The organism is Shinella sp. 1A1 (genome assembly GCF_055379515.1).
In genome coordinates, this window is the sequence record NZ_AP039671.1 from 150,794 (window position 1) to 172,396 (window position 21,603).

Annotated in this window: 20 protein-coding genes and 1 tRNA gene; 12 read left to right on the forward strand and 9 right to left on the reverse strand. The window is 65.3% G+C overall.

Going from position 1 to position 21,603, the window contains the following annotated elements; translation table 11 throughout:
* Positions 1 to 4: 4 nt before the first annotated feature.
* Both ACZ48C_RS00770 and ACZ48C_RS00775 read right to left on the reverse strand, forming a co-directional pair.
* Positions 5 to 196 (reverse strand): hypothetical protein, encoded by a 192-nt coding sequence (locus tag ACZ48C_RS00770; RefSeq protein WP_464781884.1) that lies wholly within the window; start codon positions 194 to 196, stop codon positions 5 to 7.
* 65 nt (positions 197 to 261) lie between these two features.
* Positions 262 to 633 (reverse strand): hypothetical protein, encoded by a 372-nt coding sequence (locus ACZ48C_RS00775; protein WP_464781885.1) that lies wholly within the window; start codon positions 631 to 633, stop codon positions 262 to 264.
* 122 nt (positions 634 to 755) lie between these two features.
* On the opposite strand from ACZ48C_RS00775, the gene ACZ48C_RS00780 reads away from it, so the two are divergent.
* The gene (locus tag ACZ48C_RS00780; RefSeq protein ID WP_464781886.1) at positions 756 to 1,445 is read left to right on the forward strand and encodes a hypothetical protein; all 690 of its coding nucleotides are present in this window, start codon (positions 756 to 758) and stop codon (positions 1,443 to 1,445) included.
* A 31-nt stretch (positions 1,446 to 1,476) separates the two neighbouring features.
* Here the strand turns inward: ACZ48C_RS00780 and ACZ48C_RS00785 are convergent, their stop codons facing one another.
* The 3 genes from ACZ48C_RS00785 to ACZ48C_RS00795 form a co-directional block, all read right to left on the reverse strand.
* A complete protein-coding gene (locus tag ACZ48C_RS00785; RefSeq protein ID WP_464781887.1) occupies positions 1,477 to 1,782 on the reverse strand; it encodes a hypothetical protein in 306 nt (101 codons plus the stop codon).
* 136 nt (positions 1,783 to 1,918) lie between these two features.
* A tRNA-Thr gene (locus ACZ48C_RS00790) sits at positions 1,919 to 1,994 on the reverse strand.
* A 125-nt stretch (positions 1,995 to 2,119) separates the two neighbouring features.
* Entirely contained in the window at positions 2,120 to 3,079 is a 960-nt protein-coding gene (locus tag ACZ48C_RS00795) for an NAD(P)H-dependent flavin oxidoreductase (RefSeq protein WP_464781888.1), read from the reverse strand.
* A 1,066-nt stretch (positions 3,080 to 4,145) separates the two neighbouring features.
* On the opposite strand from ACZ48C_RS00795, the gene ACZ48C_RS00800 reads away from it, so the two are divergent.
* Positions 4,146 to 5,285, forward strand: coding sequence for a biotin transporter BioY (locus tag ACZ48C_RS00800; protein ID WP_464781889.1), 1,140 nt, complete (start codon positions 4,146 to 4,148; stop codon positions 5,283 to 5,285).
* A 24-nt stretch (positions 5,286 to 5,309) separates the two neighbouring features.
* Here the strand turns inward: ACZ48C_RS00800 and ppk2 are convergent, their stop codons facing one another.
* Positions 5,310 to 6,191, reverse strand: coding sequence for a polyphosphate kinase 2 (gene ppk2 / locus ACZ48C_RS00805; protein ID WP_464781890.1), 882 nt, complete (start codon positions 6,189 to 6,191; stop codon positions 5,310 to 5,312).
* A 144-nt stretch (positions 6,192 to 6,335) separates the two neighbouring features.
* Between ppk2 and phoR the strand changes: the two genes are divergently transcribed.
* The 7 genes from phoR (at position 6,336) to phoB (ending at position 14,125) form a co-directional block, all read left to right on the forward strand.
* Entirely contained in the window at positions 6,336 to 7,625 is a 1,290-nt protein-coding gene (phoR, locus tag ACZ48C_RS00810; RefSeq protein WP_464781891.1) for a phosphate regulon sensor histidine kinase PhoR, read from the forward strand.
* Positions 7,626 to 7,814: 189 nt separating this feature from the next.
* Entirely contained in the window at positions 7,815 to 8,849 is a 1,035-nt protein-coding gene (locus ACZ48C_RS00815) for a substrate-binding domain-containing protein (protein WP_318910755.1), read from the forward strand.
* A gap of 153 nt (positions 8,850 to 9,002) precedes the next feature.
* Positions 9,003 to 10,487 (forward strand): phosphate ABC transporter permease subunit PstC, encoded by a 1,485-nt coding sequence (gene pstC, locus ACZ48C_RS00820; protein WP_119257451.1) that lies wholly within the window; start codon positions 9,003 to 9,005, stop codon positions 10,485 to 10,487.
* 14 nt (positions 10,488 to 10,501) lie between these two features.
* A complete protein-coding gene (gene pstA / locus ACZ48C_RS00825; protein WP_464782751.1) occupies positions 10,502 to 11,815 on the forward strand; it encodes a phosphate ABC transporter permease PstA in 1,314 nt (437 codons plus the stop codon).
* A 13-nt stretch (positions 11,816 to 11,828) separates the two neighbouring features.
* Positions 11,829 to 12,644, forward strand: coding sequence for a phosphate ABC transporter ATP-binding protein PstB (gene pstB / locus ACZ48C_RS00830; RefSeq protein WP_119257453.1), 816 nt, complete (start codon positions 11,829 to 11,831; stop codon positions 12,642 to 12,644).
* Positions 12,645 to 12,694: 50 nt separating this feature from the next.
* Positions 12,695 to 13,423, forward strand: a complete 729-nt coding sequence (gene phoU, locus ACZ48C_RS00835; RefSeq protein WP_119257508.1) for a phosphate signaling complex protein PhoU — start codon at positions 12,695 to 12,697, stop codon at positions 13,421 to 13,423.
* A gap of 18 nt (positions 13,424 to 13,441) precedes the next feature.
* Positions 13,442 to 14,125 (forward strand): phosphate regulon transcriptional regulator PhoB, encoded by a 684-nt coding sequence (phoB, locus tag ACZ48C_RS00840; protein WP_119257454.1) that lies wholly within the window; start codon positions 13,442 to 13,444, stop codon positions 14,123 to 14,125.
* Between the two features lie 265 nt (positions 14,126 to 14,390).
* On the opposite strand, the gene ACZ48C_RS00845 is transcribed toward phoB, so the two are convergent.
* From ACZ48C_RS00845 to ACZ48C_RS00855, 3 genes are all read right to left on the reverse strand, one after another.
* Positions 14,391 to 16,727 carry a methyl-accepting chemotaxis protein gene (locus ACZ48C_RS00845; protein ID WP_464781892.1) on the reverse strand — a complete coding sequence of 779 codons (2,337 nt, stop codon included), beginning with the start codon at positions 16,725 to 16,727 and terminating at the stop codon, positions 14,391 to 14,393.
* Positions 16,728 to 17,012: 285 nt separating this feature from the next.
* On the reverse strand, positions 17,013 to 17,915 hold the full coding sequence (locus tag ACZ48C_RS00850) for a ribokinase (RefSeq protein ID WP_464781893.1): 903 nt from the start codon (positions 17,913 to 17,915) through the stop codon (positions 17,013 to 17,015).
* 44 nt (positions 17,916 to 17,959) lie between these two features.
* Positions 17,960 to 19,153, reverse strand: a complete 1,194-nt coding sequence (locus ACZ48C_RS00855; protein ID WP_119257457.1) for a DNA recombination protein RmuC — start codon at positions 19,151 to 19,153, stop codon at positions 17,960 to 17,962.
* A gap of 112 nt (positions 19,154 to 19,265) precedes the next feature.
* Between ACZ48C_RS00855 and def the strand changes: the two genes are divergently transcribed.
* Genes def through truA form a run of 3 tightly spaced genes read left to right on the forward strand, consistent with a single transcriptional unit; the run spans position 19,266 to position 21,516 of the window.
* On the forward strand, positions 19,266 to 19,790 hold the full coding sequence (def, locus tag ACZ48C_RS00860; protein ID WP_464781894.1) for a peptide deformylase: 525 nt from the start codon (positions 19,266 to 19,268) through the stop codon (positions 19,788 to 19,790).
* 41 nt (positions 19,791 to 19,831) lie between these two features.
* Positions 19,832 to 20,773 (forward strand): methionyl-tRNA formyltransferase, encoded by a 942-nt coding sequence (gene fmt / locus ACZ48C_RS00865; protein ID WP_464781895.1) that lies wholly within the window; start codon positions 19,832 to 19,834, stop codon positions 20,771 to 20,773.
* A complete protein-coding gene (gene truA, locus ACZ48C_RS00870; protein WP_464781896.1) occupies positions 20,773 to 21,516 on the forward strand; it encodes a tRNA pseudouridine(38-40) synthase TruA in 744 nt (247 codons plus the stop codon). The genes fmt and truA overlap by 1 nt, the downstream gene beginning before the upstream one ends.
* Positions 21,517 to 21,603: the final 87 nt, after the last annotated feature.

The following is a 21,603-nucleotide window of genomic DNA, read 5'->3' on the forward strand; positions in this document are numbered from 1 at the left end:
CCGCTTAGCTGTCTCCCTCGCCGCAGAACCGGGCGAAATCCGCAAGATAGGCACGCATCGTCTCGACGGCATCCGCGGCGCGCAGCCGCTCGCCGATGTCGTCCGGCGAAAGCGCCATCAGGGAAAAGCGCAGGAAAATATCCGCGCTGAACCGCCCGCTGACCGTCGCAAGCACGGTGCGCAACTGCCCGAGCATGTCGTCGCCGCGATGGGAGGCATGGCGACAAGGGAGGCACGGCGAGTCAGGCGAGGAAGGCGGCATCACGGGGCTTTAGGGTTTTGGCATTTTATCCGCCCGGACAAGCATGCATCGCCTATGGCGGACGATGTATATGACAGAAGCGTGATGTATGTTTGATGCTCCGGCAGCCTGTAATGGGCCTTTACGATCATCCTTTGCGTCTTGCGCCCCAGAAATGGCCACCAGGGCTCCAGCTTCCCCTTCAGGAACATTTCCTGGACGAGGCATTTTTTCAATTCGGCCGCCTGTTCGTTTGCGTCCAGCATCCTTGCGACCAAGCCCTTGCAAAAAACTTCGGTCTGAAGCTGAGGGAATGGGTATTCTTCCTCAGCGGATGCGGACGAGGTCGTGTAGCCGAGTAACAGGCATAGTGCGAAAACTGCGTCGCGCATGAGGCCTCTCCAGGGATTCTGGTTGAAACATATGACGAACCTGGCCAATCTGCAATTGCAGGGCCATGCGCTCAACCGACCGGCTTCGTCGAATACCCATCCCTCGATAACTGTGAGATCATATGGATTTCGCCTTGGCAATGCTTTGTTTTCTAATCGCTTTTGCACTCGTGATCATAGGCATCGTTGTGCTTGTCTTTCTCGGCCTTCGCCGAATCTGGCGACGGACGAGATCCGATCAGCTCGTTCTGCGCGGCCTCATCGTCGTGTTGGGCGTGGGGTTCGTTGTGGCGCCCTACATGGCATTCAAGTTTGAAGAACGACGCTGGATTCTGGCACACGTTCCCCAGCCTCTCGACGTTGCAGAGATCGAATTCAGGGTGGAGGAACTCTACGGCACGGGTTTCATGCCCGGCGACAACGAAACCGGCTTTGTCGTTTATCGATTGACCGACGCCAGCGCATTATGGGCGCGGGACCAAGGGCGCCGCCTGGGTGAAGCGCTCGAAGGAACCGAAGGCACATGGCTCGTGACGCCAGTCGATGACAGGAGCACCGAGCAAGCCGTCAGCCAGTGGCATCCCTACGACAACCCGCCGGTTCGGGGAGCTGAACGCATTGCCCGCGATCCTCCAAACGTATCGGAGTTCCTGGGCAAGTATGGCTTTGAAATCTCCATCGATGCACGGTTCGAGCGCGAAGCCAACGAAGCGATACAGTCCGGAGGATCGCTTTACCATTATGGGCCGGGCGGCAGCGTTACGATCGTCGATCCGAACAAGGGAAAGGTGTATTTCTTCTACGCTGGGTGAATGCGCTGGCTTCCGATGGATTGCCATTCCCTCATTCGTCCGTGCGGTTCCAGTAATCGTGATCCAGATCCGTCCAGACATAGAAGCCGTTCCACAGGCCGAGCCAAACGCGCAACGGGGCCAAGGCGCCTGAAAGCATGATTTCGATGCCGGTGTCTTGTCGTTCCTCAGGGAAAAAGGCCAGGGTGGCCGCACCCATGAGTGCACTCCCCGCCCACAGTCCGTAGATCAGCCAGAGTGTGGGCCAGACATAGGCGACGACCGCCAGGCAAATGAGCAGGATCGTGCGGTAGATACTGAGCTTCGACAAGAGTGCCTCCAGACCGCTTTCAAGCATGTCGCCATCGGCACTATCTTGGCAACAGGGAGCATCTGCGACGAGACCAAGCAGCCCTGCCATCCACCTCGCGCAGACTGACGGGTAACCGCAGAGGACCGCTGGGCTTTGACTTTACCTGGATGCTTGAAGAAAATGGTGCCGCTTAGGTGACTCGAACACCTGACCCCATCATTACGAATGATGTGCTCTACCGACTGAGCTAAAGCGGCCCTTCAGCGGTCCCGAAGCGTGTCGGGACCGGAATGGGTGCGCTGATAACCGCATTGGACGGAGATTTCAAGCGGGGAGTTTCAACTTCCGCATTTTTCCCGCGCGGCGCAGCGAAATGACGGGGTCAGGCCGCGATGCGGGCCCTGGCGGCGGCGTATTCGCGGGCAAGGCGGGCGACGAGCGCTTCGACCGGCTCGATGGCCTTGACGGCGCCGATGCCCTGGCCGCAGCCCCAGATGTCCTTCCAGGCCTTGGCGCCGGTCGTGGCCTTGTCGAAATCCATCTTCGAGGGGTCGGCTTCCGGCAGGTGGTCGGGGTCCATCCCCGCGGCCGCGATGGAAGGCTTCAGGTAGTTGCCGTGAATGCCCGTGAAATAGTTGGAATAGACGATGTCGGCGGCATTGCTGTCGACGATCGTCTGCTTGTAGGCGTCGCTCGCCCGCGCCTCGGTGGTGGCGATGAAGGGCGAACCGATATAGGCCATGTCCGCGCTCATCGCCTCGGCGGCCAGGATCGCTCCGCCCGTCGCGATCGCGCCGGAAAGCAGGAGCGGGCCGTCGAACCATTCGCGGATTTCCTGGACGAGGGCGAAGGGGGAAAGCATGCCGGCATGGCCGCCCGCGCCGGCCGCCACCGCGATCAGCCCGTCCGCGCCCTTGCGGATCGCCGAATTGGCATGGCGGTTGTTGATGACGTCGTGCAGCACGATGCCGCCATAGGAATGGATTGCCGCATTAACCTCCGGCACCGCGCCGAGCGAGGAGATGACGACCGGCACCTTGTATTTCACGCACATCGCCAGGTCGTGTTCCAGCCGCTTGTTGGAACGGTGGACGATCTGGTTGACGGCGAAGGGGGCGGCGGGGCGGTCGGGGTGCTTCGCATCGTGCGCGGCAAGGCCCTCGGTGATCTCCGCCAGCCATTCGTCGAGCTGCGATTCCGGGCGGGCGTTCAGCGCCGGGAAAGCGCCGATGACACCCGCCTTGCATTGTGCAAGGGTCAGCGCGGGATGCGAGACGATGAAGAGCGGCGCGCCGACGACGGGCAGGCGCAGCTTGTCCTTGAGGATCGCGGGCAGGGCCATGGCGGAAGTCCTGACATTTTGACGTTTACGAAAACGTCAAAACCATACCAGCGGGAATTGTCTCTGAAAAGGGGTGTCGGTGCATCACGGCGTGGTCATCGTGACGGAACGACAAGACGCGTTTTCCTGCGAGTGGCGCTGCACGTTGGCCCGTTCTGGGCATCGGAGAGCACTGCCATCGGGATGGGGGCGTCGGGCGCCGCGTTGCAGATGGTGGCGGCGAAAGCGAGGGGCGGCGTTATGCTTCAGACGTTGGGCGAGCACGGCTGTCGGGGCGTCGGCCCGCCGGGTGCAGACGGAGGTGGTGCGAGCGAGGGGCGATGCAGCGCTTCGAGCATCGGGCGAAGATGGCCGTCAGGGCGGCTTGGCGGCTGCGCGCGACAAGGGCGCAGGCGAGGGGAGATACGGCATTCCGGGGAAGCAGGCGAGCTTGGCTGGCGAGGCATCGGGGCAGGTGGCAATGGCGTGGGCGAGAGGCGTTAACGCGCCCCAAGTGTCGAGCGGGCATGGCTGGCGGGGCGCAGGGCCACTGGGCGAAAATCCCAGAGGCGGCCGAATGGAGGTGCTACATTCCGGGCGTTGGTCGAAACTTAGCTATGAGATGGCGAGGCATCGGGCGTGGGCGGCAACGGTTCAGGCAGGCGGAGGTCGCGCACGCCATGTATCGGGCGAGCACGGTGATTGGGTTGCTTGGCCATCGGGCGCATGCCGCAGAGCTGCAGGCGATTGGACGTTCTACATCTCGGGCCGCTGGTGACGCCATTGGGCAGCGGCCATCCGGGTGCACTTGGCAACGGGCAGCGAGCAGGAAATGCCGCGCTCGGGCCGCGGCGATGCATGGCAAGCGGGACATCCGGCCATCGGATGCGGGCAGCGGCGCCACCAAGGCCGGACCGACATGATTCGCCCCGGCTTATCCCCGCAGAAGAACGGGCAGTTTCGGCGGCAAGGCTTGCGAAAATTTCCGTCAAACGTTACGCAAAAACTAACAAAAGCCGGAAAGTAGGGCTCTTTCCACAGATGGATCGTACCGCGCCGTCGCGCGGCTCCCGCAGAAGGGTCGGATGTGAGCGGACTGGAAACGGCAATCAGGAACGCGCTGGCGCGCTCGGAGCGCGGCAATGCCGAGGTGCGCGCGCGCATCTACCAGTCGGCGCGCAACGCGCTCGAAGCGGGCCTGCGCAAGCAGGAGGTCAACGACCCTGGCACCGTCGCCGCACAGCGCCACCGGCTGGAAGCCACCATTCACCAGATCGAGGCCGAGGAGCGCGCTGAGATCGCCTCCGCCGCCGCGCGCAATGTCCGCGTCGAGCCGGCGGTCGATGCGCGGCTGGAGCCGGTGCTGCGCGCCGAGCGCGACGTGCGGCCCGAGCCGAAACTCGACGCCGAGCCGCGCCTGGAGGCGGAAAAGCCCGCTGCCGGCGCCGCCGATATCGGCGCCATCCGCCCCGACCGCCAGGACGGCTTTGCTGCCGGCGGCGCGGCGACGACGCCAACCAAGACGGCAAAGGCCCCAGATTTCCGCCCCGAGCGGGTGGCCAAGGCCCGCAAGCGGCGCGGACGCCTGTTTTCCTTCCTGCTCGTCCTCGCCACGCTGATCGCCGCCCTCGGCGCGCTCGCCTGGTGGGTCCAGACGAGCGGGCTTCTCGACGACCTGCGCAGCGGCGCGGACGGCTCCCGGCCGCCGGCCCGCGTTTCGGGCGAGGATTTCTCGGGCGAGGATCCGCTCAAGAAGGCGCTCGACACGCAGAACCACTTCTCCTCCGACTGGCGCAAGGTCTTCACGCCGGCCGATACGGCAAAGATCTCCGCCGGCCTCGCGGGCCGCTTCGAATCGGTCAGCACCAGCGAGGGGCCGGCCGTGCGCGTCACCTCCATCAATCCGGACCGCGACGGCGCGGTGCGCATCGAGGTCTCTCCGGAGGTGCTCGGCGAAATGAGCGGCAAGGCCTCCACGGTCGCGCTCACCGTGCAGGCGGCCGGCGACAAGCCGGTGCAGGTCGCCGTCGAATGCGATTTCGCCAGCATGGGCAATTGCGGCCGCCACCGCTTCACCGTCTCGGAGCGCACCGACATCCTGTTCCAGGTGGAGTTCGACCGCTCGCTCTCGCCGAGCGAGCCGGGCCATATCCTGCTGAACAGCGACATTTCCGGCGGCAGTGCCGGCGTCAACCTCTTCGGCGTGCGCATCCAGCCGGGCGAATAGGGCAGTTCCGGCGCAGGCGCCGGGCTACTTGAGGAAGCCCGGGCCGGAGCCGACGATCCTGTCGTCGATCTCGCCGATCGCCTGCTTGTCCTTGCCGTCATAGTCGAGCGATTTCAGGATGTGGCGGATGAGGTTGATGCGCGCGCGGCGCTTGTCGTTGGCGCGGATCACGGTCCAGGGCGCGTTGTCCGTGTGCGTTTCCTTCAGCATGCGGTCGCGCTTTTCCGAATAGTCGCCCCATTTGTTGAGCGCGGCGATGTCCATCGGCGACAGCTTCCAGATCTTCAGCGGGTCGTGCCGGCGGTCGTGGAAGCGCTTGAGCTGCATCTCGCGGCCGATATCCAGCCAGAACTTGAAGAGATGGATGCCCTCCGAGACGATCATCTTCTCGAAGCGCGGCGTCTCCTTGAGGAATTTCTCGTACTGCTCGCGCGTGCAGAAGCCCATGACCGGCTCGACGCCCGCCCGGTTGTACCAGGAGCGGTCGAAGAGCACGAATTCGCCGGTCGTCGGGAAGGTCGCCACATAGCGCTGATAGTACCACTGGCCCTGCTCGGTGCCGGTCGGCTTGGTCAGCGCCACGACGCGCGCCGAGCGCGGGTTCATGTAGGAGGTGGTGGCGTGGATGACGCCGCCCTTGCCGGCCGCGTCCCGCCCCTCGAAGACGGCCATGATGCGCTTGCCGGTCTTCTGCTGCCAGAACTGCACCTTGACCAGCTCGATCTGCAGGAGCTTCAGCAGCCGCTCGTATTCCTTGTTGTCGAGCTTCTTGTCATAGGGATAGTCCCCCGAGCCGAAGGCCTTGTCGTCGATCCAGCCGGGCAGGACGGGATCGTCGATATCGAACACGCGCTTCTTGTCGTGGATGTCGAGTTCCACAGCCCGGCTTTCGGCCTTTTCCGCCATCGTCTGCTCCTTGAATGTCGGTTCGCGGCAGGGGGCCGCTTCGGCGAAGGTGGCCACAACCGCATTGCGAATTCAAGCCGGCCGTGAAAAACATGTCATGAAGCCGCGCTATCCATGGAGAATCATGGAGGCGTGGAGGCTACGATGCTTGCAAGGGAATGGGTGGTCGTGACGGATCAGCGCACGGGCCTCGGGTGGCTGGCGACGCAACTGTGGGGCGAACGCGTTCTCATTGCCTCCGCCGTCTTCGTCGGCTTCATGATGTGGCTTGCAGGCCTGCATCTCGGCTGGGTGTCCTTCGCGGTACTGCTCCTCGTCATCGCCGGATTGCTGCGGATGGAACGCCGCGCCGTCGAGGCAGGCCGTCGCACGATGGCGGTGGCCCCGGCCGCGCCGGTCGTGGAGGTGGCCCCGCCGGCGGAAGATCTCACCCCCATCTCGGCCGTCCTCGGCGCGCTCGACGCGCCGGCGCTTCTCCTTTCCGCCCGCGAGACCGTGAAGCTGCAGAACCGCGCCGCCGAGGCGATCTTCGGGCAGATTCCGCAGGGCAGCGACCTTGCCGGCCGCATCCGCGCACCCGGCATCCTCGATATGGTGCGCGATGCCATCGGCTCCGGCCAGCCGCGCGAGACCGAGCATGCCGAGCGTCTTCCCTCCGAAACGGTCTATGTCGTGCGCGTCGCCCCGCTTGCCGGCCCCACCACCGAGCCGCTCTGGCTGCTGACCTTCCGCGACGTCTCGCAGGCTCGCCGTATCGACCGCATGCGCTCCGACTTCATCGCCAATGCCAGCCATGAGCTGCGCACGCCGCTCGCTTCGCTGCGCGGCTTCATCGAGACGCTGCAGGGCCCGGCGAGGAACGACCTCAAGGCGCATGAGCGCTTCCTTACCATCATGCACGAGCAGGCGACGCGCATGAGCCGCCTCGTCGACGACCTGCTCTCGCTTTCCCGCCTGGAACTGCGCTCGAACCTCGCGCCCGACCAGACGGTGGACCTCGTGCCGCTGCTCGGCCATGTCCGCGACAGCCTGCAGCCGCTCGCGAGCGACCTCGGCGTCGAGATCGCGCTCGACCTGCCGGCGCATCCCGTGACCGTTGCCGGCGACCGCGACGAACTGGTCGAGGTCTTCGAGAACCTTCTCGAAAATGCCTGCAAATACGGCCAGGAAGGCAAGCGGGTGGACGTGGCGCTGTCGGGCGGGGAGGGCGCGCCCGCCGAGCTGTCCGTCACCGATTACGGCCCCGGCATCCCGCCCGAGCATGTGCCGCGCATCACCGAGCGTTTCTACCGGGTCAATGTGGAGGCGAGCCGTTCCAAGAAGGGCACGGGCCTCGGGCTTGCCATCGTCAAGCACATCCTCACGCGCCACAAGGCGCGCCTCGTGGTGAAGTCCGAGGTGGGCAAGGGAACGGTCTTTACCGTCAAATTCTGACACAAAGGACGGCGCGTTCGTCTTTTTGTCGGAGATATTCGAGTATTTTCAGATATTTATCTTGTCACAAATGTTTCGTCAAAGTGACATAAAAGGGATGGCGATCGGGGTTTAGAGAAGGGCCGCCGGTCAACGGCAGAGAGCGCGAACCGCGCGCTTCCAACACACGTCCTCTTCGGGAGAACCCAGATGAAATCTCTTAAGCTCACTGTCGCGGCGCTCGTTGCCTCCGCAGCCTTCGCCGGCGTTGCCGTTGCGCGCGACCAGATCCAGATCGCCGGCTCGTCCACCGTTCTTCCTTACGCCAAGATCGTCGCCGAATCGTTCGGCGAAACCTATCCGGACTTCAAGACGCCGATCGTCGAATCCGGCGGCACCGGCGGCGGCCTCAAGGAATTCTGCAAGGGCGTCGGCCCGGACACCATCGACATCGCCAATGCGTCGCGCCCGATGAAGGGCAGCGAAGTCGAGGCCTGCAAGGCAGCCGGCGTCACCGAGATCCAGGAAGTCAAGATCGGCTATGACGGCATCGTCTTCGCCACCGACAGCGGCAATGCCGACCTGAAGCTCGAGCCGAAGGACGTCTACCTGGCGCTCGCCGCCGAAGTCGTCGTCGACGGCAAGCTCGTCGCCAACCCCTACAAGAAGTGGTCGGAAGTCAACAAGGACCTGCCGGACGTCGAGATCGCCGCTTACATCCCGGGCGAAAAGCACGGCACGCGTGAAGTCTTCGACGAGAAGATGCTGGCTGCCGGCTGCGAAGCCACCGGCGCTGCCGAAGTGATCAAGGCCGCCGTTGCCGACAAGGACGAGCAGCACGCCAAGTGCATCGCCGTTCGCAAGGACGGTCTGGCTGTCGACATCGACGGCGACTACACCGAAACGCTCGCCCGCATCGCCGCCAACAAGTCCGGCATCGGCGTCTTCGGCCTGTCCTTCTACGAAAACAACGCCGACAAGCTGAAGGTTGCGACCGTCAGCGGCATCGTTCCCTCGACCGAGACGATCGCTTCCGGCGAATACCCGGTTTCCCGCCCGCTGTTCTTCTACGTCAAGAAGGCGCATCTCGGCGTCATCCCGGGCCTGAAGGAATATGTCGAGTTCTTCACGAACGACGACATGATCGGCCCGGACTCCCCGCTGGCTGAATACGGCCTCGTCCCGGCTCCCGATGCCGAGCGCGACACCGTTCGCAAGGCCTTCGCCGACGGCAAGATCATGTAATGACTTTAGCGGGCGCGGTCTCAAGACCGCGCCCGCCGCTCTCTTCCGGGCGGCTACGCCCAGTCATGGTCTTCGACCGGGAATGGGGCGCCTGTCGAACCTTGCGACACACAGAATGACTGCGCGGATGATCTCGCCGGGGGAATTTCCGAAATGAGTATTTCCATACTATTGCTTATCGTCGCCGTGATCGGCGTGGCGGGCTATCTGGCGGGCAGCTGGCGCGCCAATGCGCTTGCCGGCGGCAAGTCCTCCAGCCTGCATTCGCGGCCGGGCTATTACGGCGCCTTCGTCGCCATCTGGTCCATGCTGCCGGCGGTCATCGTGCTGCTGGTCTGGATCATCGCGAGCCCGATCTATATCGGCTCGACTGTCCGCGCCGGCTTCCCCGACGAGGTGAAGGCCGAGCCGCAGGCGACGCAGAACCTCAACTACAACATGATCGGCGCCATCGCCCGCGGCTTCAGGCTGCTTTCGGTGGAAGAGCGCCAGGCGGTGTTCGCCGACGCCGCGACCGCCCGCACGGTGCTCGCCGGCAAGGGCGTGCCGCTGGCGGCCGATCCCGCGCCCTACATGCTGAAGTCCGCCGACGACCTCAACCGCATGACCACGACCAGCAGCACCATCCTGTCGGCCCTCGTCATGCTTTCGGCCCTTGTCGGCGCTTTCCTCTCCTACCGCGCCATCGCGCCGCGTTTCCGCGCCCGCAATCGCGTCGAGGGCGTGATGCTGGCGGCCCTGATCGGCGCCTCCTCCATCGCCATCCTGACGACGATCGGCATCGTCGCCTCGATGCTGACGGAGGCCACCCACTTCTTCAACATGGTCCCGGCCTGGGAGTTCTTCTTCGGCACGGTCTGGGATCCGCGCTTCGCCGCGGCGGGCGCGACGGCCTCTTCCGGCCAGTTCGGCCTGCTTCCGCTGCTCGCCGGCACGCTCTATATCGGCTTCGTCGCGATGCTGGTCGCCGTGCCGGTCGGCCTCTTCGCCGCCATCTACATGTCGGAATATGCCTCGCGCACCGTCCGCTCGGTCGCAAAGCCCCTGCTTGAAGTGCTCGCCGGCATCCCGACCATCGTCTACGGCTTCTTCGCCCTCATCACGGTCGGCCCGTTCCTGCGCGATATCTCCGCCCAGCTCAACGGCCTCGTCACGGGCAATTACTCGAACTTCATCCAGGCGCAGAGCGTCCTGACCGCCGGCTTCGTCATGGGCATCATGCTGATCCCCTACGTCTCCTCGCTGTCGGACGACATCATCACCGCCGTACCGCGGGCGCTGCGTGACGGTTCGCTCGGCCTCGGCGCCACGCGCTCCGAAACGATCAAGCGCGTCATCCTGCCGGCGGCCCTGCCGGGCATCGTCGGCGCGCTGCTGATGACCGCCTCGCGCGCCATCGGCGAGACCATGATCGTGGTGCTCGCCGCGGGCGTCGCCGCCCGCATGCAGATCAATCCCTTCGAGCCGATGACGACCGTGACGGTCAAGATCGTCAACCAGCTGACGGGCGACCTCGAATTCACCTCGCCGCAGACGCTGGTGGCCTTCGCGCTCGGCATCACGCTCTTCGTCATCACGCTTTGCCTCAACATCTACGCCCTTTACATCGTGCGCAAATACCGGGAGCAGTACGAATGAGCCAGGTCTCCCCCATGTCCTCCACGAGCCCCGCCATCGGCATCTCCGCCACGCCCGAACGCCGCGATATCGGCCTTCGTCGCCGCTATGCCGCCGAACGCCGCTTCCGCCTCTTCGGCATGGCCGCCATCGGTTTCGGCCTGCTCTTCCTCTTCCTCCTGCTGTTCTCGGTGGTCTCCAAAGGCTACACGGCGTTCCAGCAGTCGATGATCACGATCCCGGTCGAGTTCTCCGAACAGATCATCGACAAGAACAACGAGCGCGCCAGGAACCCGCAGAAGCTGGTCTCGGCCAACTATCCGGTCGTCGCCCGCAATGCGCTCGCCAAGGTCCTCGGCGTCAGCGAGGACGACCGCGCCGGCCTCAAGGCCGTCAACGGCATGATCTCGGACAGCGTCCGCGTCCAGTTCCGCAACCTCGTCACCGCCGATCCGTCGATCATCGGCACGACGCAGACCGTGACCTTCCTCGCCCACGGCGATCTCGACTCGGCCTTCAAGGGCCAGATCGACCTCTCCGTGCCGGAAAACAACCGCAAGGTCTCCGACAAGCAGGTCGGCTGGATGAACACGCTTGCCGAAAGCGGCGCGCTCTCCAAGCACTTCAACACCGGCCTCTTCGTCAACGGCGCATCGAGCCGTCCGGAAGCCGCCGGCGTCGGCGTCGCACTCGTCGGCTCGCTCTACATGATGCTGATCGTGCTCGTGCTGTCGCTGCCCATCGGCGTCGCCGCCTCGATCTATCTGGAAGAGTTCGCCCCGAAGAACCGCTTCACGGACCTCATCGAGGTGAACATCAACAACCTCGCGGCCGTGCCGTCCATCGTCTACGGTCTGCTCGGCCTTGCCGTCTTCGTCAACTTCGCGGGCTTCCCGCGCTCGGCGGCCCTCGTCGGCGGCCTGGTGCTGACGCTGATGACGCTGCCGACGATCATCATCGCGACCCGCGCGGCGCTGAAGGCCGTGCCCCCGTCGATTCGCTCGGCGGCCCTCGGCCTCGGCGCCTCGAAGATGCAGACCGTGTTCCACCACGTCCTGCCGCTCGCCATGCCCGGCATCCTGACGGGCACGATCATCGGCCTTGCCCACGCGCTGGGCGAGACCGCGCCGCTTCTCCTCATCGGCATGGTCGCCTTCGTCGCCGACGTCCCGGCAACGCCCCTCGATCCGTCGACGGCGCTTCCGGTGCAGATCTACATGTGGGCGAACGAGGCCGAGCGCGCCTTCGTGGAGCGCACGTCGGGAGCCATCATCGTGCTCCTCATCTTCCTCATCCTCATGAACGTCGGCGCCATCCTGCTGCGCCGCCGCTTCGAACGGCGCTGGTAGAAGGACCGATCCTATGAACATGATGTCAGAAGCAGCAGTCGAGAAAGCGCTGGACAAGAAAATGAACGACATTTCCTACAAGATGATCGGCAAGGACGTCTCGGTCTATTACGGCGAGAAGCGCGCCCTCTACGACGTCAACCTCAATGTCCGCGAGAACACCGTGACCGCTCTCATCGGCCCGTCGGGCTGCGGCAAGTCGACGTTCCTGCGCACGCTGAACCGCATGAACGATACCATCGACGGCTGCCGCGTCACCGGCCGCATCACGCTCGACACGGACGATATCTACGATCCGAACATCGACGTGGTGGAGCTGCGCGCCCGCGTCGGCATGGTCTTCCAGAAGCCGAACCCGTTCCCGAAGTCGATCTACGAGAACGTCGCCTACGGCCCGCGCATCCACGGCCTTGCGAAAGCCAAGGCCGACATGGACGCCATCGTCGAGCAGAGCCTCCAGAAGGCGGGTCTGTGGAACGAGGTGAAGGATCGCCTGCATGAAAGCGGCACCGGCCTTTCCGGCGGCCAGCAGCAGCGCCTGTGCATCGCCCGCGCCGTCGCCGTCAGCCCGGAAGTCATCCTGATGGACGAGCCCTGCTCGGCGCTTGACCCCATCGCGACCGCCAAGGTCGAGGAGCTGATCCACGAGCTGCGCGCCAACTTCACCATCGTCATCGTGACGCATTCCATGCAGCAGGCGGCCCGCGTCTCGCAGCGCACCGCCATGTTCCACCTCGGCAACCTCGTCGAGGAGAACGACACCGACAAGATGTTCACCAACCCGGACGACCAGCGCACGCAGGACTACATCATGGGCCGCTTCGGCTGACGGTCTCGTCGCCAAAGCCCCGAATGTCCGCGCGCATCAAGGATAAAGCCATGACATCGACCCATATCGTCTCGATCTATGACGAAGAACTGAAGTACCTCTCCCGCCGTATCTCCGAGATGGGCGGCACCGCCGAGCAGATGGTGTCCGAATCCGTCCGCGCCCTCGTCACCGCGGATGCGGCGCTGGCCCAGAAGGTCATCTCGGAAGACGTGATCCTCGACAATGCCGAGCGCCAGATCAACGAGAAGGCCATCGTCACCATCGCCAAGCGCCAGCCGATGGCGGCGGACCTGCGCGAGATCATGGGCACGATCCGCATCGCGGCCGAGCTGGAACGCGTCGGCGACCTCGGCAAGAACACCGCCAAGCGCGTCATCGCCGTGCAGAGCTCGGGCATGCCCCGCAAGCTCGCCCGCGGCCTGGAGCACCTGGCCGAGCTCGCCCTGATGCAGCTCAAGGAAGTGCTCGACGTCTTCGCCACCCGCTCGGTGGACAAGGCCAAGGCCATCCGCGAGCGCGACGACGAGATCGACGCGATCTACACCTCGCTGTTCCGCGAACTCCTGACCTACATGATGGAAGACCCGCGCAACATCACGCCCTGCACCCATCTCCTGTTCTGCGCCAAGAACATCGAGCGCATCGGCGACCACGCGACCAACATCGCCGAAACCATCTATTACATGGCGACCGGCTCGCAGCCGGAAGGCGAGCGTCCGAAGGACGATACCTCGACCTCCGTCGTCGCCGCCGACGTTGCCGACGCCTCCGAGTAAGCGAGTAGGGTTCGACACATGGTGCCCAGAATAGCCGTCGTCGAAGACGAGGAGGCGCTCAGCGTCCTCCTGCGCTACAACCTCGAAGCCGAGGGCTTCGAGGTCGACACGATCCTCTCCGGCGACGAGGCCGAGATGCGCCTGCAGGAGCGCATGCCGGACCTTCTCATCCTCGACTGGATGCTGCCCGGCGTTTCCGGCATCGAGCTCTGCCGGCGCTTGCGCCAGCGGCCCGAGACCGAGCGCCTGCCGATCATCATGCTGACGGCGCGCGGCGAGGAGAGCGAGCGCGTGCGCGGCCTTGCCACCGGCGCGGACGACTATGTGGTGAAGCCCTTCTCGACGCCGGAGCTGGTCGCCCGCGTGCGCGCCATGCTGCGCAGGGCCAAGCCCGAGGTCGTCTCGACGGTGCTGCGCTGCGGCGACATCGAGCTCGACCGCGACACGCACCGCGTCCACCGCCGCACCCGCGAAGTCCGCCTCGGCCCGACGGAATTCCGCCTCCTGGAATTCCTGATGACGTCGCCCGGCCGCGTCTTCTCGCGCTCGCAGCTCCTTGACGGCGTCTGGGGCCACGACATTTATGTCGACGAGCGTACCGTCGACGTCCATGTCGGCCGCCTGCGCAAGGCGCTCAACTTCGCCAATATGCAGGATGTCATCCGCACGGTCCGCGGTGCCGGCTACTCGCTGGAAACCTGACCGGACGAACTTCCTCCCAAGGACGGAAATGGGCCCTTCGGGGCCTGTTTGCGTTTAGGGAGCTTCCGGCCAGCGCTTCTGGCAAAGCCCGAAACCCTCTCCTTCGCTCGGGCCCGTCTCGAGCATCTGCAACGTTTCTGTTTTCCGATGCGTTGGCAGATCCTCGGCACAAGGCCGAGGATGACGCTGACGGAGGTGCGAGGGCCGTCAACAAAAAGGCCGGCGTTTCCGCCGGCCTCTTTTTCTTCATTCCTGTCGCCAGGTCTCAGAACTCTTCCCAGTCATCCTGCGCGAGCGCCGTGTTGCCGGCGACCTGCGGGATGGCGCGGGCCGCGCTGCGCGGGGCCTGGTAGGCGGCACGCTGCGGCTGGGCCTGCGGGCGCATGGCCTGCTGGACCGGCTGCTGGGCGGCCATGGCCGCGGCGCCGGCGCGGAAGCGGGCGACGAGCGCCTTCAGCGTCTGCGCCTCGTCGTTGAGCGCCATCGAGGCGGCGGTGGTTTCCTCCACCATCGCGGCGTTCTGCTGCGTGACCTGGTCCATCTGGTTGACGGCCGAGTTGATCTCCTTGAGGCCGACGGCCTGCTCGGAGGCCGAGGACGAGATCTGGCGGATGAGGCCGTTGATCTGGATGACCTGCTCGGCGATGTTCTCCAGCGCGCCGCCGGCCTTGCCGACGAGATCGACACCCTCGCGGACCTGCACCTCGGAGGTGTTGATCAGCGTCTTGATCTCCTTGGCGGCGTTTGCCGAGCGCTGGGCGAGTTCACGCACTTCCTGGGCGACGACCGCGAAGCCCTTGCCGGCTTCACCGGCACGCGCCGCCTCTACGCCCGCATTCAGCGCAAGAAGGTTGGTCTGGAAGGCGATGTCGTCGATGACGCCGATGATGTTGGAGATCTCGTGCGAGGAGCTTTCGATACCGCGCATGGCGTCGATCGCCTTCTGCACCACTTCGCCGGACTTGCTGGCGTCGTTGCTGGCCGTATCGACGGACTTGGCGGCGACGCGGGCGTTCTCGGCGCTGGAATTGACCTGCGAGGTCAATTCGTCGAGCGCCGCGGCGGTCTCCTCCAGGCTGGCCGCCTGCTGCTCGGTGCGGTGCGAAAGGTCGGCCGCGCCCTTGGAGATCTCGCTCGTGCCGCCGCCGATATTGCCGACCGAGGCGTTGACCGTCTGGATCGTCTCTTCGAGGCTGGCGATGGCCGAGTTGAAATCGGTCTTGAGCTTGCCGTACTCGCCCGGGAAATCGCCGGAAAGACGGAAGGTCAGGTTGCCGGACGAAAGCTGGGCGAGGCCGTCGCCGAGGCGGGCGACGATGTCGCGTTGCAGGGCGCTTGCCTCAGTGCGCTCGGCTTCCGAACGGTTGCGTTCGGCTTCGGTGAGCTGGCGCTGGTTGGTGGCTTCGGCTTCGAGACGCTTGGTATCGGCGAGCTGGTGGCGGAAGCCTTCGAGGGCCTTTGCTACCGAACCCGTCTCGTCCGAGCGCTGCTGGCCGGAGACCGGCTGCGTATAGACGCCGTCGCTGAGCGTCGCGACGTCGCTGACGAGGCCGGCGAGCGGCTTCTGCACGAAGAAGCGCACGGCGAAATAGAGGCCGGCCAGCACGGCGCCGAGCACGAGGAGGCCGCCGACGATCATCATCGTGGTCTGTTCGTGGATCGGGGCGGTGATCGCCGCGCGCGGCACGTCGACGAGGACGACCCAGCTCGTGTTGATGTCCGGCAGGGCGAAGGGATAGACGACGCGATCGAAGGCGGAAAGCTCGCCGAAGGAAAGGTTCTCGACGCGGCCGGCCTCGCCGCTGGCGAGCGCCTTCTTGACGACGTCGAGGCCCTCGCCGTCATATTCCTTCATCAGGAGGTCTTCGGTGGGGGCGACGATCCATTTGCCGGTCTGGGAGAGGAGCAGCACGCGGCCTTCGCCGAAGGGCTTGAGCTTGCTGAGCTTGTCGTAGAGTGTCTTCAGCGAGACGTCGATGCCGGTGACGCCGATGCGCTTGCCGCCGGAGACGACCGGGAAGGCGATCGAGGCCATGGTGAAGCCTTCGCCGGTGGAGCTTTCCTTGTAGGGCTGGCTCATCGCGCCCTTGCCGCTGCCGGCGGCGAGGGCATACCACTCGGCCTTGTAGTCGGACTCGAAGGTGGAGAGCGTGATGGAGCCATCCTTGCGCTTCGTCCAGTAGGGGTTGAACGAGCCGTCCTTGAAGGTGCCGGTCGCCAGATCCTCGGCCGTCTCGCGCGACTTGCCGTCGAAGGCGTTCGGCTCCTCGGCGAACCAGCTTCCGAGCGCGAAGCTGTTCTTCTCCGCATTCGCTTTGATGATGTCGACGACTTCCTTGCGGTCGAAATGCCCGCCGGAATGGCCCTGCTCGATCACGCCGGCCATGGAGCGCGCGGCGCTGGCGAGCTGGCCGATATCGGTCGCGATGTCGGATGCGATCGCCTTGGCCTCCGTATCGGCCTCCGAATAGACGAGATCGGCGACGCGGTTCTGGGACTGGCTGATGAGAACGGCATTGGACGCGAGCATGACGAGGGCAATCGTGCCGCCCGTGACCGCGATGAGCTTCGTCGCAAGCGACTTGGCCTGGAACTTGAACATGAAATCCTCACGATGGGATATGTCCGCGGCCGCCGGCCGCGAAGGGGGCACACTCGATTGCGGGGGTCTCCATCATGGAGTGCGGGGCGCGCGACCAGCGCCAGAGACGGTCCGGCCTGTCGAAGGCGGCATCTGGTGATTTCAGTAACCGGTAGAATATTAATAAAAAGCCAAGTTTCGGGGCTTCGAGCTGCGCCGACAGGCTGAATTTTCAGGCGTCGCGGCAAAATGCGACGCCTGATATAGGCTCGGCGAAACCGACTGACGCGGCGGTTGTGCCGCCCGTCAGACCATCGCGTCGACGGCGGAGGCGAAGGGAATGGAGGGCTGCGCGCCGGGCTTGAGGCAGGCGAGCGAGCCGGCGACCGCTGCGCGGCGCAGCGCATCCTTGAAGGCAAGGCCCGCATCGAGCGAGGCGGCGAGATAGCCGCAGAACGTATCGCCCGCCCCGACGGTGTCGACGGGCTCGATCTTGAGGCCCATGGCGCGGAAGATCTCGTTCTTGCGGATGGCGACGACACCGTCGGCGCCGAGCGTCACGATGATCGTCTGGCCGCTCTCGGCATGCAGGCGCCGCATGGTCGCCTCGCGCTCTTCGTCCGAGAGCTCGCCCTTGCCGACGAAGAGGTCGAACTCCGTCTCGTTGGCGACGAGGATGTCGGCCATCGCGCCGAGCGTCTTGGTGGCGGCGCTGAACGGGGCGATGTTGACGATGGAGATGACGCCCTTCTGCCTGGCGGCGGCGAGCGCGGCCTCGATGGAGGCGTTGGGGATCTCGAATTGCAGCATCAGATAGTCGCCGCGCGTCATCGCGCCGACCGCGCGGCGTGCATCTTCCTCGCTGACGGTGCCGTTGGCGCCCGGCACGACGACGATGACATTCTCGCCGTCGCCCTCGGCCACGAGGATATGGGCGGTGCCGGTCGCTTCCGCCGCCGAACGCACGGCGTTGAGATCGACGGCGGCGTCGGCGAGGAGGGCGAGCGCCTGGCTGCCCAGCCGGTCGTCGCCGACGGCGCCGGCCATGCGCACCATGGAGCCGGCACGGCGGGCGGCGAGTGCCTGGTTGGCGCCCTTGCCGCCGGCGGCGGTGGTGAAGCTGGTGCCCATCACCGTCTCGCCCGGCTTCGGCAGGCGTTCAGGCGTTGCGATGAGGTCCATGTTGATGGAACCGAGAACGGTGATCATGAGAGCTGCCCCTTGTCGTTTCCGCCGGACACTGCCCGAGGCGGTCAGTCCTCGTCAACTACCCTCAGCCGCAACTGGCCCGTCCGGCTCTCCGCCGCCTTCTCCCGTTCGTGCGAAAGCTCCGAAACGGTCTCGAATTCGAGATCGCCGATGCGCGCCCCACGCCGTGCAAGCTTCTCCGTGGACGTCAGAATCAGGTCCACGTCCTTCTGCGCGGAGGTGAAATGGCCATGCAGCTTGCGCACCCGGTCGTCGAGCCGCGTCAAATCGTCCATCAGCCGCGCGACCTCGCCCTGGATGACATGCGCCTGCTCGCGCATCCGCTGGTCCTTGAGCAGCGCCTGCAGCACCTGCACGGAAAGCATCAGCAGCGAGGGCGAGACGATGACGATGCGGGCGCGGTGCGCGCGCTGCACGACGGGCTCGAAATTCTCGTGGATGCTGGCGAAGATCGATTCCGAGGGCACGAAGAGGAAGGCGGTGTCCTGCGTCTCGCCGGCAAGGAGGTATTTTTCCGAGATGTCCCGGATATGCACCTCCATGTCGCGGCGGAACTGCTGGGCGGCGATCTTCGCGGCTTCCGGCGAGCGCCCGTCCGACATGGCGTTCCATGCCTCCAGCGGGAACTTGGCGTCGACGACGAGCGGCGGCTGGCCATTCGGCATGCGGATGGTGCAATCGGGGCGAACGCCGTTGGAAAGCTGGGCCTGGAACTGGTAGGCGCCGGGCGGCATGGCGTCGGCGATGATCGTCTCCATGCGCGACTGGCCGAAGGCGCCGCGCGTCTGCTTGTTGGAGAGAATGGCCTGCAGTCCGACCACGTCCTTGGCCAGTGACTGGATGTTCGTCTGGGCATTGTCGATCACTGCCAGCCGCTCCTGCAGGCGGCGCAGGTTCTCGTGCGTCGCCCGGGTCTGCTCGGAGATCGACTGGCCGAGCCGCTGCGTCAGCCCGTCGAGCCGGCTGTTGATCGCCTGGTTCGTCTCGGCCTGCTTGCTGCCGAACACCTCCGCCATGGCGGCGACGCGCCCCTGCATCTCGGTCTGCGCCTTCATGAGCTCGGAAAAGCGTAAGTCCGCCATCGCCGCCGCCTCCCGCTGGCGCGCCTGGCTGCGGCGTGCGGAAAGGAGGCCGAAGGCCGCCAGCAGCACGGCCGCAAGCAGCACCAGGGCCGGGCCGGGGCCGCCGAGTCGGTGGAGGAAGGAGGAGACAAGCGTGTCGAAGGCGGGATCGATCATGCCACGACCATAGCACGGATTGCGGCGGAAAACAGATCATAACGTGAACAAATCGCGCAGGGCTCGGGCGAAGTCGATTGAAAGCGCAAAAAAACCGCGCTAAGGGAGGCACATGACCATCAAGCCGCTGATTATCCTTCCCGATCCGATCCTCCGCCAGGTTTCCAGGCCTATCGAAACCATCGACGGCGAGGTGAAGAAGCTCGCCGACGACATGCTGGAGACCATGTACGATGCCCCCGGCATCGGCCTTGCCGCCATCCAGATCGGCGTCGCGCGCCGCATGCTCGTGCTGGACGTCTCGAAGGACGGCGAGGACAAGACGCCGCTCGTCTTCATCAACCCGGAGATCGTCACCGCATCGGATGCGCGCTCGGTCTATGAAGAGGGTTGCCTGTCGATCCCGGATTATTATGCCGAGGTCGAGCGCCCGGCGTCGATCACCGTCCGGCACCTCGACCGCGAGGGCAAGGAGCAGGTGACGGAGGCCGAGGGCCTGCTGGCGACCTGCCTCCAGCACGAGATCGACCACCTCAACGGCGTGCTGTTCATCGACCATATTTCCAAGCTGAAGCGCGAGATGGTGATCCGCAAGTTCACCAAGGCGGCCAAGATGCGCGGCAGCAAGGCGCTCTGAGGCGGCGAGCCGCCCCGCACTCTTTTCACGGAGGCTGACCGATGGCCCTTCGCATCATCTTCATGGGCACGCCGGATTTCTCCGTCCCGACGCTGGAGGCGCTTGCCGATGCGGGCCACGAGATCGTCGCGGTCTATTCGCAGCCGCCGCGCCCGGCCGGCCGCCGCGGCCTCGAACTGGTGAAGTCGCCGGTGCACCAGGCGGCCGAGCGGCGCGGCATTCCCGTCTTCACGCCCGTCAATTTCCGCGCGGAAGAGGACCGCGAAGCCTTCCGCGCCCACGGAGCGGATGTCGCGGTGGTGGTGGCCTATGGCCTGCTGCTGCCGGAAGCGATCCTCACCGGCACGCGCCTCGGCTGCTATAACGGCCATGCCTCGCTGCTGCCGCGCTGGCGCGGAGCGGCGCCCATCCAGCGGGCGATCATGGCGGGCGACGCCGAGACCGGCATGATGGTGATGAAGATGGACAAGGGGCTCGATACCGGCCCCGTCGCGCTCACCCGCCGCGTTGCCATAGGCGAAAACATGACGGCCGGCGAGTTGCACGATGCCTTGATGCAGACGGGCGGCGCGCTGATGGCCGAGGCCATGGGCCGGCTGGAGGTCGGAGAACTGCCGCTGACCCCGCAGGCCGAGGAGGGCGTGCTCTACGCCGCCAAGATCGACAAGGCCGAAACCCGTATCGACTTTTCGAAGCCGGCTAAGGATGTGCACAATCATATCCGGGGCCTCTCGCCCTTCCCCGGTGCATGGTTCGAACTGCCGATTGCCGGCAAGCCGGAGCGCGTGAAGGTTTTGGCGAGCGAGCGGGCGGGTGACGGCGTGTCGAAGCCCGCCGGCACGGTCCTCGACGACCGGCTGACCATTGCCTGCGGGAAGGGCGCGGTGCGCCTCGTGCGCCTGCAGAAGGCCGGCGGCAAGCCGCTCGACGCGGCGGACTTCCTCCGCGGCACGCCGGTTTCGGCCGGCGAGGTGCTGGGCTGATGCCGCGCTACCGGCTTCGCATCGAATATGACGGCACGCCCTATGTCGGCTGGCAGCGGCAGGAGAACGGTCATTCCGTACAGGGCGCCATCGAGGCGGCGATCCTGTCGCTGACAGGCGAGACGGTCTCGATCCGCGGCGCGGGCCGCACGGATTCCGGTGTCCATGCCATGGGGCAGGTCGCCCATGCCGATCTTTCGCGGCAGTGGAAGGAGCACACGCTGAGGAACGCGCTCAACGCACATCTCGGCATGGCCGGCGAGCGCGTCGCGATCCTCGATGCGGCCGAAGTGCCGGACGATTTCGACGCGCGCTTCTCCGCGAAGAAGCGGCATTATCTCTATCGCATCATCTCGCGCCGCGCGCCGCTGGCGCTGGAGGCGAACCGGGCATGGTTCGTCGCAAAGGAGCTGGATCATGAGGCCATGCATGCGGCGGGACAGATGCTCGTCGGCAAGCATGACTTCACCACTTTCCGCGCCGCCCAGTGCCAGGCGAACAGCCCCGTGCGCACCATCGACCGGCTGGAGGTGACGCGCAGCGGCGAACTGATCGAGATGCGCGTCTCGGCGCAGAGCTTCCTGCATAACCAGATCCGCTCCTTCGCCGGCACGCTGAAGCTGGCGGGCGAGGGCAAGTGGACGGTGGAGGACGTGCGCGCCGCGCTGGAAGCGCGCGACCGCAAGGCCTGCGGCCCCGTGGCGCCGCCGGACGGGCTTTACTTCATGGCCGTGGATTACTGAGCCGTCTGGAGCGTTTCCGCTTTCCCGGGAATCGCGAAATCGCTCTAGCTATTTGTTTCAACGCAATTCCGGACGCAAAACCGCTGC

Excerpts from the sequence above, each read along its gene's own strand:
- ACZ48C_RS00770 (WP_464781884.1), bottom strand. The coding sequence starts at position 196 with ATGCTCGGGCAGTTGCGCACCGTGCTTGCGACGGTCAGCGGGCGGTTC.
- ACZ48C_RS00775 (WP_464781885.1), bottom strand. The coding sequence starts at position 633 with ATGCGCGACGCAGTTTTCGCACTATGCCTGTTACTCGGCTACACGACC.
- ACZ48C_RS00780 (WP_464781886.1), top strand. The coding sequence starts at position 756 with ATGGATTTCGCCTTGGCAATGCTTTGTTTTCTAATCGCTTTTGCACTC.
- ACZ48C_RS00785 (WP_464781887.1), bottom strand. The coding sequence starts at position 1,782 with ATGCTTGAAAGCGGTCTGGAGGCACTCTTGTCGAAGCTCAGTATCTAC.
- ACZ48C_RS00795 (WP_464781888.1), bottom strand. The coding sequence starts at position 3,079 with ATGGCCCTGCCCGCGATCCTCAAGGACAAGCTGCGCCTGCCCGTCGTC.
- ppk2 (WP_464781890.1), bottom strand. The coding sequence starts at position 6,191 with ATGGCGGAAAAGGCCGAAAGCCGGGCTGTGGAACTCGACATCCACGAC.
- phoR (WP_464781891.1), top strand. The coding sequence starts at position 6,336 with ATGCTTGCAAGGGAATGGGTGGTCGTGACGGATCAGCGCACGGGCCTC.
- ACZ48C_RS00815 (WP_318910755.1), top strand. The coding sequence starts at position 7,815 with ATGAAATCTCTTAAGCTCACTGTCGCGGCGCTCGTTGCCTCCGCAGCC.
- pstC (WP_119257451.1), top strand. The coding sequence starts at position 9,003 with ATGAGTATTTCCATACTATTGCTTATCGTCGCCGTGATCGGCGTGGCG.
- pstA (WP_464782751.1), top strand. The coding sequence starts at position 10,502 with ATGTCCTCCACGAGCCCCGCCATCGGCATCTCCGCCACGCCCGAACGC.
- pstB (WP_119257453.1), top strand. The coding sequence starts at position 11,829 with ATGAACATGATGTCAGAAGCAGCAGTCGAGAAAGCGCTGGACAAGAAA.
- phoU (WP_119257508.1), top strand. The coding sequence starts at position 12,695 with ATGACATCGACCCATATCGTCTCGATCTATGACGAAGAACTGAAGTAC.
- phoB (WP_119257454.1), top strand. The coding sequence starts at position 13,442 with ATGGTGCCCAGAATAGCCGTCGTCGAAGACGAGGAGGCGCTCAGCGTC.
- ACZ48C_RS00845 (WP_464781892.1), bottom strand. The coding sequence starts at position 16,727 with ATGTTCAAGTTCCAGGCCAAGTCGCTTGCGACGAAGCTCATCGCGGTC.
- ACZ48C_RS00850 (WP_464781893.1), bottom strand. The coding sequence starts at position 17,915 with ATGATCACCGTTCTCGGTTCCATCAACATGGACCTCATCGCAACGCCT.
- ACZ48C_RS00855 (WP_119257457.1), bottom strand. The coding sequence starts at position 19,153 with ATGATCGATCCCGCCTTCGACACGCTTGTCTCCTCCTTCCTCCACCGA.
- def (WP_464781894.1), top strand. The coding sequence starts at position 19,266 with ATGACCATCAAGCCGCTGATTATCCTTCCCGATCCGATCCTCCGCCAG.
- fmt (WP_464781895.1), top strand. The coding sequence starts at position 19,832 with ATGGCCCTTCGCATCATCTTCATGGGCACGCCGGATTTCTCCGTCCCG.
- truA (WP_464781896.1), top strand. The coding sequence starts at position 20,773 with ATGCCGCGCTACCGGCTTCGCATCGAATATGACGGCACGCCCTATGTC.